18 protein-coding genes and 1 pseudogene are annotated in these 18,266 nt (G+C 56.6%); 9 read left to right on the forward strand and 10 right to left on the reverse strand.

Translation table 11 applies throughout. The features are described 5' to 3' along the window. Nucleotides 1-131 precede the first annotated feature (131 nt). The 4 genes from ACFSO0_RS06130 (at nt 132) to ACFSO0_RS06145 (ending at nt 4,167) form a co-directional block, all read left to right on the forward strand. The gene (locus tag ACFSO0_RS06130; protein WP_376877815.1) at nt 132-1,487 is read left to right on the forward strand and encodes an MFS transporter; all 1,356 of its coding nucleotides are present in this window, start codon (nt 132-134) and stop codon (nt 1,485-1,487) included. Between the two features lie 330 nt (nt 1,488-1,817). Further along, nucleotides 1,818-1,985 carry a cytochrome c oxidase subunit 2A gene (locus tag ACFSO0_RS06135; protein WP_376877817.1) on the forward strand — a complete coding sequence of 56 codons (168 nt, stop codon included), beginning with the start codon at nt 1,818-1,820 and terminating at the stop codon, nt 1,983-1,985. A 24-nt stretch (nt 1,986-2,009) separates the two neighbouring features. Continuing rightward, on the forward strand, nt 2,010-2,477 hold the full coding sequence (locus ACFSO0_RS06140; protein WP_376877819.1) for a cytochrome c oxidase subunit II: 468 nt from the start codon (nt 2,010-2,012) through the stop codon (nt 2,475-2,477). 16 nt (nt 2,478-2,493) lie between these two features. Continuing rightward, nucleotides 2,494-4,167: a b(o/a)3-type cytochrome-c oxidase subunit 1 gene (locus ACFSO0_RS06145; protein WP_376877821.1), complete on the forward strand. Its 1,674-nt coding sequence runs from the start codon at nt 2,494-2,496 to the stop codon at nt 4,165-4,167. A gap of 324 nt (nt 4,168-4,491) precedes the next feature. Here the strand turns inward: ACFSO0_RS06145 and ACFSO0_RS06150 are convergent, their stop codons facing one another. After that, complete coding sequence (locus ACFSO0_RS06150; protein ID WP_376877823.1) at nt 4,492-5,247, reverse strand: SDR family NAD(P)-dependent oxidoreductase; 756 nt, start codon at nt 5,245-5,247, stop codon at nt 4,492-4,494. A 162-nt stretch (nt 5,248-5,409) separates the two neighbouring features. On the opposite strand from ACFSO0_RS06150, the gene ACFSO0_RS06155 reads away from it, so the two are divergent. Beyond that, nucleotides 5,410-6,006, forward strand: a complete 597-nt coding sequence (locus ACFSO0_RS06155) for a nitroreductase family protein (RefSeq protein ID WP_376878093.1) — start codon at nt 5,410-5,412, stop codon at nt 6,004-6,006. 112 nt (nt 6,007-6,118) lie between these two features. Here ACFSO0_RS06155 and ACFSO0_RS06160 read toward each other — a convergent pair whose 3' ends face one another. Genes ACFSO0_RS06160 through ACFSO0_RS06170 form a run of 3 tightly spaced genes read right to left on the reverse strand, consistent with a single transcriptional unit; the run spans nt 6,119 to nt 9,639 of the window. Next, nucleotides 6,119-7,531 carry an ATP-binding protein gene (locus ACFSO0_RS06160; protein ID WP_376877825.1) on the reverse strand — a complete coding sequence of 471 codons (1,413 nt, stop codon included), beginning with the start codon at nt 7,529-7,531 and terminating at the stop codon, nt 6,119-6,121. Continuing rightward, nucleotides 7,518-8,228, reverse strand: a complete 711-nt coding sequence (locus ACFSO0_RS06165; RefSeq protein WP_376877828.1) for a response regulator transcription factor — start codon at nt 8,226-8,228, stop codon at nt 7,518-7,520. Before ACFSO0_RS06165 ends, ACFSO0_RS06160 begins: the two co-directional genes overlap by 14 nt. Nucleotides 8,229-8,274: 46 nt before the next feature. After that, complete coding sequence (locus tag ACFSO0_RS06170) at nt 8,275-9,639, reverse strand: VCBS repeat-containing protein (protein WP_376877831.1); 1,365 nt, start codon at nt 9,637-9,639, stop codon at nt 8,275-8,277. A 206-nt stretch (nt 9,640-9,845) separates the two neighbouring features. Here ACFSO0_RS06170 and ACFSO0_RS06175 point away from each other — a divergent pair, with 206 nt between their 5' ends. Further along, nucleotides 9,846-10,796: a hypothetical protein gene (locus ACFSO0_RS06175; RefSeq protein WP_376877834.1), complete on the forward strand. Its 951-nt coding sequence runs from the start codon at nt 9,846-9,848 to the stop codon at nt 10,794-10,796. Between the two features lie 64 nt (nt 10,797-10,860). Here ACFSO0_RS06175 and ACFSO0_RS06180 read toward each other — a convergent pair whose 3' ends face one another. The 5 genes and pseudogenes from ACFSO0_RS06180 to ACFSO0_RS06200 form a co-directional block, all read right to left on the reverse strand. Then, nucleotides 10,861-11,997 (reverse strand): glycerate kinase family protein, encoded by a 1,137-nt coding sequence (locus ACFSO0_RS06180; RefSeq protein WP_376878096.1) that lies wholly within the window; start codon nt 11,995-11,997, stop codon nt 10,861-10,863. Between the two features lie 191 nt (nt 11,998-12,188). Continuing rightward, nucleotides 12,189-12,641, reverse strand: a complete 453-nt coding sequence (locus ACFSO0_RS06185; RefSeq protein WP_376877837.1) for a VOC family protein — start codon at nt 12,639-12,641, stop codon at nt 12,189-12,191. An 86-nt stretch (nt 12,642-12,727) separates the two neighbouring features. Further along, nucleotides 12,728-13,897 carry a cation:proton antiporter gene (locus ACFSO0_RS06190; protein ID WP_376877840.1) on the reverse strand — a complete coding sequence of 390 codons (1,170 nt, stop codon included), beginning with the start codon at nt 13,895-13,897 and terminating at the stop codon, nt 12,728-12,730. Between the two features lie 268 nt (nt 13,898-14,165). Further along, complete coding sequence (locus ACFSO0_RS06195; protein WP_376877843.1) at nt 14,166-14,300, reverse strand: hypothetical protein; 135 nt, start codon at nt 14,298-14,300, stop codon at nt 14,166-14,168. 469 nt (nt 14,301-14,769) lie between these two features. After that, nucleotides 14,770-14,937, reverse strand: a pseudogene (locus ACFSO0_RS06200) (AsnC family transcriptional regulator); the annotation flags it as partial. A gap of 127 nt (nt 14,938-15,064) precedes the next feature. Here ACFSO0_RS06200 and ACFSO0_RS06205 point away from each other — a divergent pair. The 3 genes from ACFSO0_RS06205 to ACFSO0_RS06215 all read left to right on the forward strand — a co-directional run bounded on the left by ACFSO0_RS06205 (nt 15,065) and on the right by ACFSO0_RS06215 (nt 16,920). After that, the gene (locus tag ACFSO0_RS06205) at nt 15,065-15,829 is read left to right on the forward strand and encodes an MBL fold metallo-hydrolase (protein WP_376877846.1); all 765 of its coding nucleotides are present in this window, start codon (nt 15,065-15,067) and stop codon (nt 15,827-15,829) included. 248 nt (nt 15,830-16,077) lie between these two features. Beyond that, the gene (locus ACFSO0_RS06210; protein ID WP_376877849.1) at nt 16,078-16,674 is read left to right on the forward strand and encodes a winged helix-turn-helix domain-containing protein; all 597 of its coding nucleotides are present in this window, start codon (nt 16,078-16,080) and stop codon (nt 16,672-16,674) included. Nucleotides 16,675-16,677: 3 nt separating this feature from the next. Beyond that, nucleotides 16,678-16,920 (forward strand): hypothetical protein, encoded by a 243-nt coding sequence (locus tag ACFSO0_RS06215; protein ID WP_376877852.1) that lies wholly within the window; start codon nt 16,678-16,680, stop codon nt 16,918-16,920. Nucleotides 16,921-16,941: 21 nt separating this feature from the next. Here ACFSO0_RS06215 and ACFSO0_RS06220 read toward each other — a convergent pair whose 3' ends face one another. Beyond that, nucleotides 16,942-18,189, reverse strand: coding sequence for an MFS transporter (locus ACFSO0_RS06220; RefSeq protein ID WP_376877855.1), 1,248 nt, complete (start codon nt 18,187-18,189; stop codon nt 16,942-16,944). Between the last annotated feature and the right edge of the window lie 77 nt (nt 18,190-18,266).

Genomic DNA, 18,266 nt, shown 5'->3' on the forward strand with positions numbered 1-18,266 from the left:
GAAAAATGAAATCCCTTTCAAAACAAACAAATGATGCCGCCTTGCTCGGGTTAAAGGTATTGTTTCATTTGCAAGCGATTTCAAAATCACCTGTGCAAACGGGTTCGGGTCAGACATGAGGAGGGGCAGCAATGTCGCAATCGAGTGAACGCGCCAGGATGCGGCGCATTACAAGCAACATCTTCAAAGGTTCATTGGGCAACTTGATCGAATGGTACGACTGGTATGCATATGCAGCGTTTGCGGTCTATTTTTCGTCCCAGTTTTTTCCGAAAGGCGATTCGACCAGTCAGCTATTGAATACAGCGGCTGTATTTGCCATCGGGTTTTTGATGCGGCCGATCGGGAGCCTGCTCCTGGGCCGGTACGCTGACCGTCACGGGCGCCGCGCCGCGCTGACTTTGTCTGTCAGCATCATGGCAGGGGGCTCCCTGGTGATCGCTTGTACGCCAGGCTATGAGACGATCGGCGTGCTGGCCCCGATCATCCTCGTTCTGGCCCGCCTGCTCCAGGGGCTGTCGCTCGGCGGGGAGTACGGTACATCGGCCACGTACTTGTCCGAGATGGCTGACAGCGGTCGCCGCGGCTTCTACTCCAGCTTCCAGTACGTCACGCTGATCAGCGGACAGCTGGTCGCACTCGGTGTGCAAATCGTATTGCAGCAAATGCTTACCGAAGCAGACATGAAGGCGTGGGGCTGGCGCATTCCGTTCGTGATCGGGGCCATGGGCGCACTCGCTGTCCTGTGGCTTCGCCGGAGCATGGACGAGTCGGAGCAGTATGAGAAAATGGGAGAAAAAAGCCGGGACAAGGCTGGTACCTTGCGTGAACTGATGAAGCATCCGAAGGCGGTCCTGGCAGTCATCGGACTTACGCTCGGGGGAACCATCGCTTTCAACACGTACACGACCTATCTGCAAAAATTCATGGTCAATACGGTCGGACTGCCGAATGAGGTAGTCAGCTGGATCAACTTTATCGCCCTGCTCGTATTCGTCGTCCTGCAGCCTTTGGCCGGGATGCTCTCTGACCGCATTGGACGCCGCCCGCTCTTGATTGGCTTCGGCGTGCTGGGCACCTTGTTTACCGTACCGATGTTCATGCTCCTGGAGAGTGCGCAAAGCCCAATCGCAGCTTTCTTCCTGATGCTGGGCGGCCTCGTCATCGTCACGGGCTACACGTCCATCAACGCGATTGTGAAAGCCGAGCTGTTCCCGACCGAAATCCGCGCGCTGGGCGTCGGCTTCCCGTACGGCGTGACGGTTGCGATCTTCGGGGGGACGGCGGAGTTCATCGCCCTGTGGTTTAAGAGCATGGGGGTCGAGTCGGCTTTCTATTACTACGTAGCAGGTTGTATCTTAGTGAGCCTGATCGTCTACTGGACGATGGGCGAGTCGTCGAAAAGCTCCAAGATCGAAGAGGAACTGCAAGCGGCAAACGGCGGTCCATCTGTCCAGCCCAAGGCAGCCGGCGGCCGTTCCCGATAAGCCGCTGCTTCCTGTCCACTTTTCAGCAAAATATGGCTTAGAGCAAAAGAGTAGTCCGTCAGTTTGGTGCCTATACAGGGTGCCGGGCTGGCGGATTTTTTTTGTCCCCAAAAGCTTGGCACCGCCTTCGTTTCTCATTTTCGGCACCACGGGAGTTGCACGATCAGACCAATGCGCAGGCTGGTCTTTTTGCTGTGTCAAACCTGTGACAGAAACTGGTTAATATCAGGGTGTTTTCCCCCCACTTTAGGGGATTTCCCCGAATTACTTCGCCAACTGCCGCAGGATAGAATGAAGGCGTAACGGCCACAAGGAAAGGGGGAGAGAGCGATGGAGACGCAGACGAGCAGCCAGCAAAAGAAGCAGAAGCAAAAGCAGCCCGTCCCGCAAAAGGAACCGGAAGTGCTGAATGGGACGTTTGCCGCCGTTCTGATCGTCGGAGGAATCATTCTCCTCAGCTGGTTTGGTGTATTTGGCCTTTTCCTGGAGCGTGCATAAGAGGGAGAGCGAAGGAGGGTACGTATGCATCTGCATAAGTATGAAAAAATTTGGTTGATGCTGGGCGGCGGCGCCTTGGCGCTGTTTATCGCGTTGCTTTGCGTGAACGCATTTGCCATGGGGATGGCGCCGCCAAGCGATATGGAAATGATCGACCCGGCAGAAGTAACAAAGACGCCGCCTTTTGACAATCCCGGCCTGAAAAAGGTGGGGGATCACGAATACGACGCCTACATGACGGCTTTCGCTTTTGGCTTCTCGCCGACCAAGATGGAAGTGCCCGTCGGCTCGACTGTCAACTTCCACGTTACGAGTCCGGATGTCGTCCACGGCTTCCAGATTCCCGGGACGAACGTCAACTTCATGGTCCTGCCCGGACATATCAACTCCGCATCTCATACCTTTGACAAACCGGGCGAGTATTTGATCATCTGCAACGAATACTGCGGTGCAGGCCATCAAGTGATGGCGACCACGATTATCGTGAAATAGAGTGAGGTGATTCAAAATGGTTATCGCACGAAAGGTAGAGACGGATAAACTGCCGGGTCCCGTCGCGCGGTCGGCTGCCCGTCTCGGATTGGCTTACATCTGGGTAGCGTACACCGCCTTTGGCCTGGCTGCTTTGGCAGGCATGCTGCAGGGCATGGTGCGCGGCGGGATCATGAAGCTGCCGAGCTGGACGAATTACTATCAGATCCTGACTGCCCACGGTGTGCTCATGGCACTCATTTTTACCACGTTTTTCATCGTAGGCTTTCTTCTGACGGGGGTTGCGCGCACGACAGGCGGCTCCTTGCACCGCACCTCTCTGGCCTGGGGCTGGGCCGGGTGGATTTTGATGGTCACCGGTACTTTGATGGCCGTCGTCACCATTTTGATGAACGAAGCCTCGGTGCTGTACACGTTTTACGCGCCGCTGAAGGCGTCCCCGTATTTCTACATCGGGGCTGCGCTGCTGGTCGTGGGCAGCTGGTTTGCAGGCTTCGGGGTTTTTGCCAGCTACGCCAAATGGAAGCGGGAGCACAAGGGACAGACATCGCCGCTGTTTGTTTTCATGTCGGTCGCGACGTTCGTGCTTTGGATCGTCGCAACGCTCCCGGTGGCGGTCGAGGTGATCTTCCAGCTGATCCCGTGGTCGCTGGGAATTTCGCCGACCATCAACATCATTCTGAGCCGAACCTTGTTCTGGTTCTTCGGGCACCCGCTCGTCTACTTCTGGCTGATGCCGGCGTACATCGCCTGGTATGTCTGCGTGCCGCGGATCATCGGCGGGCATGTGTTCAGCGACTCGCTTAGCCGCCTCGCGTTTGTTCTGCTGCTGCTGTTCTCGATTCCGGTCGGGTTCCACCATCAGCTGATGGAGCCGGGAATTTCCGCCGGCTGGAAAATGATTCACGTGACGCTGACGCTCATCGTCGTCATCCCGTCGCTCATGACAGCTTTCTCCATGTTTGCGGTCTTTGAGACGACGGGCCGCAAAAAAGGCGGAATCGGGCTGTTTGGCTGGCTGAAAAAGCTGCCGTGGACGGATGTGCGCTTCTTCGCTCCATTCGTCGGGATGCTGTTCTTCATCCCGGGGGGAGCAGGCGGTATCATCAATGCAAGTAACCAGATGAACGCTGTTGTCCACAATACGATCTGGGTCACCGGACACTTCCACATCACCGTAGGGGCGGCTGTCGCCTTGACCTTCTTCGGGGTCAGCTTCTGGCTCATCCCGGTACTGACCGGACGCACATTGACGCGCACGGCCAACCGGATGGGGATGGTGCAGACGGTATTTTGGGCAGTCGGGATGTTCCTCATGTCGGCAGCGATGCACTCGATGGGCTTGCAGGGAGCGCCGCGCCGGACCGATTACACGACCTATATGGATCACCCGACGGCACTCGGCTGGATGGACTATGAGCGGGTGATGGCGTTCGGCGGCGGGCTGCTGTTCGTCTCAGGGATTCTGCTGATTTTGATTCTGTTGTACCTGACATTCAAGGCACCGAAAGGCTACACAGAGTACCCGATCGGGGAGACGGAAACCGCGCAGCAGGTTCCGCGCTTGCTGGAAAGATGGCCGGTATGGATTGGCTTGCTTGCGTTTCTCATCGTGATGGCATACGGCTATCCGATCATGGAGCAGCTCCAGCATCAGATGCCGGGCTCGCCGCCATTTAAGACGTGGTAGGCGTTCTGAAATGATAAAAATGGGAAAAACCACTCGTGAGACGGCGAGTGGTTTTTTCTGTACAGTGCGGCTCAGGGCGAGGCGTGGGGGCCAGGGGTGCGGCAGCGGATCGGCAAAGCTGAACTTTCTGCCCTGCCGTACAGGTACAAATGGTCGTGTATCAGTAGGAAAGGGCAGCCAATTCTGTGAAGGCAAGAATCAGATACCCGATGGCCAGCAGCCATAGAGCGAGCAGTCTGAGGTCTTCCTCTTCAAATGGCATGGAACTCCTCCTTTGTCTCTTGGTACTACCAAGGTATTCAACAGGAGGGGCATTGGTTTGGCTTACGGCACGTAAATCATCTTGCGCGTCATGCCGCCGTCGACGACAAGCTCGGTGCCGGTAATAAAATCGTTGTCCTTTTGCGTCAAAAACAGGCAGGCGCGGGCGATGTCGTCAGGCACGCCGACCCGCCCGGCGGGATGCTGCGCGTGGTCCTCGGGGCGCAGCGCAGCATAGTCGCCGGTCTCGATCCAGCCGGGAGAGATGGCGTTGACGCGGATGCCATCCGGACCGAGCGACACAGCGAGAGCGTGGGTCAAGGCCAGGATGCCGCTTTTGGAAGCCGCGTATGCTTCGCTATTCGGCTCCGACGTGTGGGCGCGGGTCGAGGACAGGTTGACGATGGCGCCGCCGCCGTGCGTGCGCATGATCTTGGCAGCTTCGCGGGAGGCGAGGAACACGCTGCGCAGATTGGTATTCAGGATGTAGTCCCATTCCTCGACGGACAGGTCGTAAGGAGACTTCCAGACGGACAGGCCGGCGTTGTTGATGAGCACGTCGATTTTGCCCCAACGCTCGCCTGTCGAGCGCATCAGCTGCTCAATTTCCTGCGGCTGACTGACATCGGTGGGATGGAAGACGGCGCTTCCCGTCGTTTGGGAGGATTCGTTGATGGCGAGCGCGGCTGCTTCTCCGGCGTCCCGGTTTTTCTCGGCGATCACGACATGTGCGCCATGAGCGGCATACATCGCGGCGACTGACCGTCCGATGCCGTTTCCCGCCCCGGTGACGATGACAATGTTATCCTTGAATTTCATACAGATCCTCTCCAAACAATAAGATGAAGGTGCGCAAAACTGTACAAATGTGTTGGCAAAACGAACTAACTATATTAAAGTAAGTATATAACTGAAAAAAGGCATAAGTGCAAGGAGGTTTTTCAAGTGCAAACCGATGTGAAATTTACCGTCGAACAGGCGATGGAAGCGAGACATAGCGTTCGCAAATACGATCCAAAGGCAGTCATCCCCAAAGGCGAGTTGAACGAAATCTTGCGGCTGGCAGCGACTGCGCCATCCTCGTGGAACCTGCAGCACTGGCGTTTTCTGGTGGTGACTGATCCGGAGGTCAAGCAAAAGCTGTTGCCGATCGCGTACAACCAGCAGCAAGTCGTGGACGCCTACGCTACCATCATCATACTGGGAGACCTGGAGGCAAACAAGACGGCGGCTCTCGTTTACGACGCAGCCGTTGCCAGTGGCAAAGTTACGCAGCAAGTACGCGACACGCTGGTCGGTCAGGTCGAAGCCGCCTACAAAAACAATCCGCAGCTGGCGCATGACGAGGCGATCCGCAACTCTTCCTATGCTGCGATGCAGCTGATGCTGGCCGCAAAGGCAAAGGGCTACGACACCTGCCCGATGGGTGGCTACGACAGAGACAAGCTGATCGAGACGCTGAACATTCCATCCCGCTACTTGCCGACGCTCATGCTCACGCTGGGAAAAGCGAGCGTAGCCGCGCATCCGACAGATCGCCTGGGACTGGATCAGCTTGTGATTGAAAACAGCTTCTAATATTGGCAACGAAAGGGACGCTCGCGAGCGTTCCTTTTTTTAAGGGAAGCGAAGGCTGCGCACATAGGCTGGCGGCAAGCAGCAGGGGGGTAGGAAGTAGCGGGCGATCTTCCTACCCTTGTTCCGTCTCAGGCAGGGAAGGTGCTTCCGGCAATTCGACGGTGATGGTCGTGCCTTGCCCAAGGTGGCTGTGTACCGACAGTCGTCCTCCGTGCAGCTCCACGATTTCCTTGCAGATGGCCAGACCCAGGCCGCTGCCGGACAGTTTGGACCGTCCCTTGTAAAACTTTCCGGTGATATGGGGCAGGTCTTCGGCGTCGATGCCTTCTCCCGTATCGGCGACCGCGATCATCAGCCGGCCTGCCGCTGCTGCAGCCGTCAATATGATGCTCCCCCCGCGCGGTGTAAATTTGAATGCGTTGTCCAGCAGGTTGACGAATACTTGCTTGAGGCGGTTGAAGTCGCCCATGACCGCGAGCGGAGAGGCGGGAATTTCCATCTGGAGGGCCACCTTCTTTTCCTGGGAGCGGATCGCGTATTGCAGCTGCAAATCGTCCAGCACCTCCCGCAGGTCCATGCGCTCCAGTGACAGCTTCATTTCGCCGGACTGGAACTTGGAGAAATCGAGCAGCTCTTCCACGAGGCCGATCAGCCGGTCTGTCTCCTTGGAGATGACTTCCAGGCCGAGCATGGTCTCCTCCGGCTCGGACAGCCCTCCCGAGATGAGTGTCTCCCCCCAGCCTTTGATCGAAGTCAGCGGGGTGCGCAGTTCATGGGAGACGGAGGAGATGAAGTCGTTCTTCAGCTTTTCGTTCCTGCCGATCTCCGCTGCCATGTAGTTGAATGCCTCGGCCAGCGTCCCTACTTCATCATCGTAGCGTTTGACCGCACGCGCGGAAAAATTGCCTGTAGCCATCTGCGTCGCGGCCTTGGTCAGGTCCTCGATGGGATCGACAATGCGCTTGGCGATGATGAGGCTCAGCGCAAAGGCAAAAATGACGACACCCGCGCCGACGCCTGCCCCGTACATGGCGATTCGGCCTACAGCCTGATAGAACGGCTCCGCCGAGATGGTGTAGCGCAGCACTCCGACGTATTCACCGTCAAAGGTCAGCGGAGCGGACACGGCGATGACGCGCTCGCGGGTCTGCGGCGTTTTCCCGACATAAATCCCTGTCTGTCCTTTCAGGGCATCGGTGACATCGGTCGTCTGGATGATTTCCCCTGTCTGGAATCCGTATGAATTCAGGATGACTTTGCCGTTGATGTCGAGGACTTCGATTTTGGCGTATTCCTCGTCCGAGGCGTTCTCCAGAATATAACGCGCCTTGTCCTTGAGGCGGTAGCCAGTGGCGTATTTGTTGATGAAGGTGGTGAATGTCGTGGAGCGAGTCACCAGCGCCTCTGTGGCTGTCCCGAAGTAATACGTGTGTACCGCCCAGTAAAACAACCCTTCCAGCACGAGGACGATCAAGAGCAGGATCAGGCCGAAGTAGACGATCAGCCGGGTCCTAATTCCCTTCATGAGAAACGTCCTTTCGCCATAAGTAGCCGTAGCCCCATACCGTCTCCAGGAAGGCGGGGTGGGCGGGATCGCGCTCGATTTTTTGGCGGATGCGCCGGATGTTGACGTCGACGATTTTCAGGTCGCCGATGAAAAACTGTCCCCAGACGGCGGTCAGGATTTCGTCGCGGCTGATCGCCTTGTTTGCATTTTCTCCGAGCAGCTTGATTATGGCGAACTCTTTGGGGGTCAATACGATTTCCTGATCCTGTTTGACCAGCTTTCGCTCATCGAGGAGCAGGGTGAAGGGGGAGAGGTCGAGCTCATTTTTCTCGACAGGCGGCACGGCAGCAGAGGAGAGCCGGCGATACAGCGCCTTTACCCGTGCCAGCAGCTCTGCGGGACTAAACGGCTTGCCCACGTAGTCGTCCGCTCCGAACTCCAGCCCCATTACTTTGTCCCGCTCCTGGCTTTTGGCCGTAAGCATGATAATGCCAAGGCGGGGGTACTTTTGCCGCAGCCGCCCGCACACTTCAAAGCCGTCCATACCGGGCAGCATGACGTCGAGGATGGCGATCTCGATGTCCGGCTCCCTGTCTGCCAGCTCCAGCGCTTCTTCCCCGGTCTCGGCTTCCACGACTGCCCAGCCTTCCCGCTTCAGATTGATACGGACAAAATCGCGGATCGATTTTTCATCCTCCAACAGCAGCACTTTCATCAATGCGGTCTCCTTTCCGGTTGGTCTAGGCGGGCCAGTTGTCCGCTCATAGCCGTGCCCGCAGCGGCCGATAGAGCTTGCGGATTTCGTCCGGCGACAGCAGCATCGCTTTGTATTCCTGCAGGGCGGAAGCGTTCCACTCGGGCGACTCCTGGGGCAGGATGGCTACGTGCACCTGTGTCCCTTCTTCCTTCAGCAAGACGTAGGGGACGTGCTTTTGCTTCAGACCGGCCTCGAACGATTCCCGCGACTTTTGCGGGACGGCCTGCAGCGTGAGCAGCTCCGCCTTTTTTCCTGCCGCTTCGTCGTAATAGAGCAGGCGGATCGGCGGTGAATCGGTCTGCTGTCCGACCTCTACCGTGTATTTTCCTTCCCATTTTGCAGGAATGCGAAAATCCATGCCGTTTCCGTAGTTTTGGTAATGGTCCTCGACATGGATCAAGCCTTTTGCCCCATCCCAGCGGTAGTAGGACGAAATCCACGGAACGGCCGCCATGGGCAAATCTTCGCTTCCCGGCGGCTGCGTGCTGATGCCGATCTCGATGATGCCGTCGTCGTTGATGTCTTCACTGTATAACGGATACGGTTTGAATGTCAGATCGATCTGCCCGTCGATCTTCGCCAGCGGATCGCGCAACTGCCCGTTATCCCACACCAAAAGTTCCGTAGAAGCGGAGTGTGCGCCAAGGCCAGCTTCGATGAACAGGCCGGGCTGCGTGGCGGAAGCTTTGCCGATGATGGCTTGTTCGTAGCCGTTCACGCCTCCGTCGATCGCCAGTTCGGTCAGCTTGCCCAGCTTGCCATGGTCGGCGCCGTACAGCTGGACTTGCGAGGTCAGCTCGTTGTGGTCGTGCAGGACGATGGCCAGATCAGCCAGGTTGTCGCCAGTCAGGTCGCCGACAGCCATGACCGAGTACGTCTGCTTTAGCAGCTCCCGCAAATTTCCCTGCTCGATGTGGTAGACAGACAACTCCTTGTTCAGGTCGTCGCCGCCGCCGAAGCCGATCAAAATCTCGGGGATGTGGTCGCCCGTCATGTCCACGAACCGGACGTAGTCCAGCTCGCTGCCGATGCCGGTAAAGGAGGCCAGCTTTGCCCAGTTGCCCTGCTGCTGCGACAGAATCAGCACGCCGATTTCGTAATCGGTTTTTTCTGTTTTGTAAAAGGCCGTCACTTCCGGCGAGCCGTCTCCGGTCAGATCCTGCAGGGAGACCGCGCTCGATTCATCGGGGCGGAGGGGAACCGTGAGCTGGGACCCCGGCGGCAAAAACTGCATGACCGCCTGATTGATCGATTGCTGGTCGCCGTCAGCGGCAGGCGCGCGCATCAATTCGTTGGGGGTGTCTGTCAGTCCGCATCCGCTGATGAGCATCGCACAGATTGCGGCTGAGTAGAGCCAAGCCTTTTTCATGGAGAAGATTCCTTTCTGCTTCTGGGTCGATTGAGTCTATTGTAGCCTGTCCTTTGCGGAAAGTTGTTGCAAAGCGGTAAAAAAACGAGCGGAGGAAAGGAAATTATTGCTTGGAACATTTGGTTTATTGGGAGCGTTAAGAATACGACAGAGAAGTTGTTTGGCATGGAAAGAAGAGCATGATCCAAAGGGAGGACAAATTACACATGAAAGCTTGGCGCAAATCTTTGCTGGCTGTCGCATGCAGCGGCGCGATTCTGTCTGGCCTGGGTCTGGGAACCGATCCGGTCCAGGCGAAAGCACTCAATCCTCAAACGGTTGCTTCTGTAGTCCTGCTTCAACCGCAGTATCATATTCCTTTTCGCGTGCAGTTTGCAGATGGCTTCAAAGTGAACGTGACCAACGAGGTGACGAAAGCAGTCAGCACCTTTGACGTCTCCGCGAACAAAGCAACATATGTGCGTCAAGGCGTCTATTTGCCAAATGGCAAGCTGGCGAAGCAGATGAACGGCTTCTCCGAAAAGCTGGTCGAGCTGGTGCCGTATTACGACGCAGCCGGCAATCTCCGGTGGAGGGGCCAGCAAAAAATCTGGGGCGTCAACGGGGAAGACCGCATCGCCATTGCGACCAGCGTGTGGAACATTGTAAACCAGAAGCCGCAGCTAATCAGCGTCTCTGTCCAAAAGGGAGACTGGGACAACCTGCCGTCTGTTGATGTGGAGATCAACAGCGGATTTTCCATGGGCAAAGACATCACCCGCGTGCTGGACACCAAATACGCGGACGTGACGGGGGACGGCGTAGCCGACCACATCCTGCTGGTCGGCGACAAGATGGGCAACGCCATGAACCTGCGTGCCGACCATCTTGTCGTCGTCGTCCGCGAAGGCAAGAACAACCAGCAAACCTTTATCAGCGTAGGCAACGCCGACAGCGGCCACATGCCGAAGCTCGCCATTACCCAAGGCAACCCGGACGGCATCAAGGACATCCTCGTGACGATTCCCAATCCGGCGGGAGACACCTACAGCCTCCTGACCTGGAAGGACAATCACCCCGCTCCGGTCGTTGACCAAGCCTCCCTGAACAACCGCAGCGTCTACCAGCCCGTCATCGGCCCCTACGGGGAAGCCGTGGCGATGAAAAAAGTGAGGTAGCAAAAGCCGTTTGCGCCGTTGATCGGGCCTGGATTAACACCATCGGGACGCATGCAGGCTTTCTTTAGATTTTCTTGCCAAGATAAATGCGCGTGGCCTGTTCTGCGGTCTGTTCCAGCAGCGCGGCAGCCTCTGCCATGGACTGCTCCAAGGTCATAGGCTTGTTTGCGATGCCCAGCACGGCGGTGACCCCTTCCTTGTACAGGGCCTCGATGCCGCTCCCGATGGCCCCGGCCAGGACGATGACAGGAATACCGAATTGCCTGGCGAGCTGTGCCACGCCGCAGGGAGTCTTCCCGTGCGCCGTTTGAAAATCGACTTGTCCTTCCCCGGTAAAGACGAACTCGGCTCCGGCCATGGCTTCGGCCAACCTCGTCGTCTCCTGGACGATCTGGATACCGGATTGCAGATGCCCGCGCAAAAAAGCGAGTAGAGCGCCGGCTACACCGCCAGCAGCTCCTGCCCCTTCCATATAGTGGATGGAGATCCCCTCCACAGCCTGGATCAAATCGGCGAAATGGCGCAAATTGTCATCGAGCTGCTGAACCATCTCAGGGGTGGCTCCTTTTTGCGGACCGAACACGCGGGATGCTCCGTTCGGTCCGATAAACGGATTCGTGACGTCACAGGCGACGATGAATTGGCACTCCTCGAGGCGCTTATCTGCCTGGCTGCGGTCGATCCGGCTCAATTTGCAAAGCGCCCCTCCGCCAAAATCCAGGTCTGCCCCATTCGCATCGAGCAATCGAAACCCGAGCGCCTGCAGCATGCCCCCTCCGCCGTCATTGGTCGCGCTCCCGCCAAGGCCGAGAATGAAGCGGCGACAGCCGAGATCGAGGCCGGCACGAATCAGTTGGCCGAATCCGTAGGTCGTCGTGAGAAGGGGGTTCCGCTCCTTGGCTGAAAGCAAGTACAAGCCGGATGCCGCAGCCATTTCGATCACACAGGTGATGCCATCGCCGAGAATGCCAAATTCAGCGGGGATGTCCCGGCCAAGCGGGTTTTTGACGACGGTCTGCAGCAGTTTGCCCCCTGTTGCGTCTACGAGACATTGCAGCGTTCCTTCGCCGCCGTCCGCCATCGGCTTGATGACGATCTCGCTTTCGGGCAGCGCCTTGCGTACGCCCGCAGCAATCGCTTCGCCTGCTTGCCGGGCCGTAAGACATCCTTTGAATGAATCAGGGGCGATGACGATTTTCATGATTTTCATGTTGCCTCCTTTGTCTCCTTTTGGGCAAAGACTACGAATACATGAAAAAAATAATATCGGAAAATGCTGCGCGAAAGTGAAACCTAGTTCTATGTGTGCGAAAATTCAGGTAGAACAATGAACCACCATTGGCGCGGAGGCTCCTGTATATTTGGGATTCAAGCCTTCTTTATGAACGTTACTTATTTATTACCGAGTTGTTCCGCCAAACCGATTAGAAGTCCTTCCACTCCACGAATGTAGCAGAGCCGATACGAGTCTCCGTACTGAACCACTTCGCCAACGAGCTGAGCACCATGCTTAGTGAGTCTGGATACCATTTCGTCAATGTCTTCAACGGTGAACATGACTCGTAGATAACCGAGGGCATTTACTGGAGCAGTTCGGTGATCTGATATAGTTGTCGGGGTGAGAAATCGCGAAAGTTCAAGTCGGCTATGGCCATCCGGGGTAACCATCATAGCAATCTCTACACACTGTGAACCCAGCCCGGTCACCCGACCAGCCCATTCCCCTTCGACAGTAGCTCGCCCTTCAAGCTTCAAGCCAATCTCCTCGAAGAAAGCGATTGCGTCATCAAGGGATTCTACAACGATGCCAACATTGTCCATTCTTAGTAGTTTGTTTTTTGCCACGGTTTTATCTCCTTCATGTGTACCATTTTATTACCGGATCATCTTCATCTTTATTTTATCAAGAATCACTAATTTCTTCCGAACGGTTAACATCTTGTCTGCCCTTTCGGAGAGGGGTCTGCTTTACTTCCGATGTCGCGGAACAGCAGTTTCATGACTGGCGGCGTTACGACAGTAGAGACGAGGACAACCACAACCAGCACGGCAAACATGTCTTCGGTCAGCAGCTGGCTCTCCAGCCCGATGGCGGCGATGATCAGGGCGACTTCTCCGCGGGAGATCATGGCCGAGCCGATCGCCAATGAATTTCTCCACGCAAAGCCGGTCAGCTTCGCGCCGAGCGCCCCACCCAGCAGCTTGGAGCCGATCGCAAGCACGCTAAGCAGGACGATCCCCCACAGGTTTTCCCGGATTCCGGCAAGCTGCACCGTCACGCCGACAGAGGTGAAGAAGACAGGGACGAAAAACGAGTAGCTGATCGTCTCGACTTTGTGTGTCAGCTCCTCCCTGTGCGGAGTCAGGCTGATGGCGACTCCCGCGATATACGAGCCGATAATGGCTGCCACCCCCGTGTACTCGGCAAACCAGGCGAACAGGAAGCAGAGGATCAGGCCCGCTGCTGTCACAGACTCGGTGACTTGCAGCGGCGCAAATTTCTTCAGCACCCAGGGAACCGCCTTCCAGGAGACGAACAGGGCGATGGCAAAAAACGCGACTTTTTTCAAAATCACACCCCCCAGCTCGACGTCGCCGCCGGCAAAGCTCATCAAAAAGGCGAGGGCGATGATGACCAGCACGTCGTCGATCACTGCCGCTCCCATGATGGTCGCGCCTTCTCTGGACTTCAGCATGCCGAGTTCCTTTAACGTTTGTACCGAGATGCTCACGCTTGTGGCAGAGAGCAGCAGGCCGAGGAAAATCGCTTGCATGGAAGTGAGTCCGAGGGCGAGCCCGGCGGCGTACCCCATTCCCAGCGGCGCGAGAATGCCCAAGACGCCGACAGAGGTAGACGATTTGCCCGTCCGCTTGAATTCGTCGACGTCCGTCTCCAGGCCGGCCAGGAACATGAGCAAAATCACGCCGATTTGGCTGATTCCCTGCAAGCTTTCTGTGTTTGTCACGATTCCGAGCACACTCGGCCCGAGTATGATCCCGACCAGCAGCTTGCCGAGAACGGAAGGCTGCCCCAGGCGCACGCTGATGTCTCCGGCGATTTTGGAAGCGAGCAGGATGACGGCTATTTGCAAAATAAGCATGCATAATCCCCCTTTAGTCAGAAATAAACAGCAAAAGGAGCCTGCGATCACAGGCCCCTTTTTGTCCGTTTACCGAAAAAAGACAAAAAGAATCCTGTGATGACAGGCTCCTCCTTTAGTTGTATCGTTATTTGCTTATATGATAGTTCCACTATACCATGAGATGGGATAAAGGTAAACCCAAGCATCGCAGCGACGAGTAGCAGCAGTTGCGAGCAACGGGCGCAAAAAAGCCTGGTCGCCAAAAGGGGCGGCCAGGCTATGTTCGTTATTTCCAGGTAATGAAATCGGACATTTGCACGAAAGCGTCTGCCAGCGCGTGCAGGCCCTCGGCCGTCTGGAATGCAAAGATAGGCAGGCTGACAGCAAACAACAGAGCTTCTCCGATGTACTTGGCGATCATAAGATCTACCTCCTTTTTGGGTTTCCGCGAATGGGTCTAGCCAAATATCAGGTGATCGTATGTGTCTGCTTCGCCATCTGTGTGCCGCATACGCCGAAATAATCGGATGCGCAGCGGCTGCCTTGCCGCCATCGGATAAGTCTCAACCAGTCCGGGATTAATGTCTGGTTGATAAGTATCGCCAGGGTGCCATTTCACAGCCAGTTTTCGCGGGGACACGCTTCGTCTCATGCAGAGAATCGAAGTGAAGCACCCCGCAAAAATGGCGAACAAGGCGAAGAAATCCTCCAGGGAAAGCAGAAACAAAAAGTCTTCCGTGGCGATTCTCCTCCTTTCTTTTGGCAACACAAGAACCTTCGTTCTTGGTACCCAACATTCTACTCCTGTTCACATAATCCGGCAACCATAAAAATGCGAAGGTGTACGTAAGCAGGATTCGATTGGACTATTTGATCCTTGCGATGGAGAGGTTGATGCGTACGGTGTATCCTTGGATGATGCCCTGTTCCTCCATCCGCCTGATCCGGTTGCCGACGGCCTGGCCGCTCAAATGGACGCGCTCGCCGATGTCCTTCCACTGCAGGCGGCTGTTTTCTCGCAGCAGGGCGAGGATGGACAGATCCGTATGATCGAGCATGCCAATCTCCTTTCACGGTGAAAGTCGATTGGAGGCTGTTCCTTTCGCGGAATCAGCGGCATCCGTCGTACAATAATGGCAAGGTTCCTTCATTATACAAGTATACAAGGCAAAGGAGAGAGCGAATATGCACATTCAGCTCGTGCGGCATGCGACGTTGCGCGTGACGTATAAAGGGCGCACCTTGCTGGTAGACCCGATGTTCAGCCGGGCAGGGGAGCTGCCGGCGACTCCGAATACACCCAACCAAAGGCCCAATCCCGGCGTGGAGCTGCCGATGTCTGTCAGCGAAGCGGTCGCTGGCGTGGACGCCATCCTGGTTACCCACACGCACCGCGACCATCTGGACGACGCAGCGGTGAGCCAGCTTCCGAAGCACGTACCGCTTTTTTGCCAGCCGCCAGACCGGGAAAAGCTGCTGGAGCACGGCTTTGAACAGGTAAACGTGGTGGACTCGCAAGCCGAGTGGGAAGGCATCCGGCTGCATCGGACAGGGGGGCGTCATGGCACCGGCGAGATCGGGGAGAAAATGGGACCCGTATCTGGATTTGTGCTAAAGGCTGCAGATGGCAGCGAGCCGACGCTCTATTTGACAGGGGACACGATCTGGTGCGGGGAAGTGGAGCAAGCGCTGGCCGCCTATCGTCCGGACGTCATCGTGAGCTTTGCCGGGGCTGCCCGGTTTTTGACCGGAGACCCGATTACCATGACCAAGGAGGACGTCGCACAGCTGGCATTGGCTGCACCCGACAGCCGAATCTTCGTCGCGCACATGGAAGTGTGGAACCATTGTCTGCTGAGCAGAAGCGAGCTGCGCGCCTATTTGGGCGAGCGGCAGCTGGCCGAACGGGTAACGGTGCCTGATGATGGGGAAACCGTAGATTATTCGTGACAGCCGCGAAGAGTTGCAATCGGACGGCAAAAAAGAAGAAGGCAACGATGGAGAGCCTCCGCTGAATAAGCGGGGGTTTTTCGTACAGCCAAGACTGGCGAAGATTCTGATGCAGTATAAGGGCAGCCAAGACTTCGCTAAAGGGCTTGGCAAAGCCAAACTTTTTCAGGCTCGTCCAGCATTTGACAAACGAAAAACCACGTAATAAACTATTTTTTCGTAAATGAATAATATCACGAGGTGTTTTTGTGGCCCACGAACAGTTGGATACGTACGTAGTCGAATCGCCGGAGCAGGCGATGGCCCTGCTCAACCCGCTGCGTGCCGAAATCTTGAGCCGTTTGACAGAGCCGGCTTCTGCAGCGGAAGTGGCACGGGGGATCAATGAAATTCCGCAGCGCGTAAACTACCACCTGAAAGCACTGGAAAAGGTGGGGCTGGTGCGCAAGGTCGGCAGCCGCCAGGTGCGCAATTTGGTCGAGGTGCTCTACCTGGCGATTGCCAGAACGTACATCTTGTCCGAAGCGTTGAACTGGGCGAGCGATACGGTTCAGCAGATGAAGGATCAGGGAGCCCTGTCGCATCTGGTCCATACGGCGGAGCGGATCAAGCGGGATGCTCTGCTGCTGATGGAGCGCTCCGATCAGGAGACCGAGATTCCGAGCGCCACGCTGGACGCCACCATTCGTCTCGTCAGTGCGGAGCAGCGCAGCGCGTTCGTGGAGGAGTACGTGCAGCTGGTCAACCAGCTGGTGAAGAAGTATCAGACCCATGCAGACGGACAGGAGACGTATCAGGTGATCCTCGCTGTCTACCCGAAAGAAGCAAAAGTATGGAGGCGATAAGGGATGAGTACACAGTCTGCCGGACAAGGCAAACCGAGGCCAGTCGTCGTGTGGGAGAGCCGGCCTGAGAGGCAGGGGGGCAATGTCGTGGCCCGGCCTTCCCGCATCGGCCGGCCGGGAGTCGTGGAGCAAGAAGCGTCCGTCAAGAAGTGGACAGTCGGCCCTGCTGACAGCCTGGTTGTCAGCACGAAGGGTTCCGAAACGGATAAACAGCTATCCTGCGTGCAGCAGAGCACGTCGGGATAGCTGTTTTTGCTTGCCGCAGCACTAGGAGAGGCGCCAGAGGGAGAGGCGGCGATAGACGAGGAAGATCAGCAGATTGCCGGCGGCGGCAGCCAGAAAAGCGGCCCATGGCCCCTTCCAGACCGTCACCCAGCCGGAGCCGTAGATCGAGAACACCATTCCCAGCTTGAAAATGGAACCCGTGATGCCGCTGATGCGCCCGATCAGGTGAGCGGGTGTGGTCTCCTGGCGAAACGTCCAGATGCAGATGCTTTCGACCGTGCCGATCATCCCCGTCAAAAACAGCGACAGGCAAAGCACCCACGTATGGTGTGCCAGCGCCATGATGAGGTAGGAGACGCCCAGCAGGAAAATGGTCGTCCCGAGCAGGCGGCCGGTAGAAAAGCGCCTGCGCAGCCGCGTGACCAGCGTGCTTCCGATCAGTCCGCCCACTCCCGCGATTGCAAGCACAAGCCCCAGCTGGGAATTGTCCAGCTTCAGCTGATCTTTGGCAAAAAAGATAATCATGGAGTCGTATACCCCGGATGTGGCATTGAGGAAGACGACGAGAATCGTGATGTGCCACAGCGGCCGATTGGCGAGCAGCTCCCGCCAGCCTGCGCGAAAATCGTGCCAGAACGAGCCTTTCGCCACCGGGGAGTCGGGCTTCCTCTCCCGTTCCAAAAGCGAGACGGCGATCAGCGCGGCCAGGTAGGCGATTCCTGTGAGCAACAGCCCGCTGTGGAGACTGGACAGCAGCAAAATGAACCCGGAGATCGCAGGCCCCATGATCTCGATCAGCGTGAACAAAAAGGAAAAGTGAGCGTTCGCCGAAGTGAGCAGCGGCTTTTCCACGACCTGCTTGATCATGCTGACGCGGGCGTTGCTGTACCCGTAGTAGCACGCCATCAAGAGGAAGCCGGCAATGTAGAAATGGACGATCTCGGCCTTGCCTGCCTCGGCCAGCGCATACAGAACAAACAGAAGAATCATCTGTCCGAAGACCATCCATTGCGACCAGCGCTTCTTGGAAAAGCGGTCCACCCAGACGCCGATGAACATGGCGAGCAACAGATTGGGCAAAAACTCGATGCTTTTCATTGTCGTCACCGCAAGCGGCGAGCGCGTCATGTCGTAGAGAATGAGCGGGAGCGTCAATTCGTATACTTTTGCACCGCACGTCACGAAGGCAGAACTCAAAAACAGGATGAGAAACGGCCGGTTGCGCCAGATCGATGCAGGCTTCGTCGTTCCGGCGGCGGATGCGGCAGTCTGATATTGGGCGGATGACATGGGAAATTCCTCCTTCCTGCTTTTCATTGTAGCTTGGAAAAGGGGAAGAAAAAGGGTAAAGTTAGAGTCAGGGAGCT

This window comes from Brevibacillus sp. GCM10020057 (assembly GCF_042683565.1).
Classification (GTDB): Bacteria; Bacillota; Bacilli; order Brevibacillales; family Brevibacillaceae; genus Brevibacillus.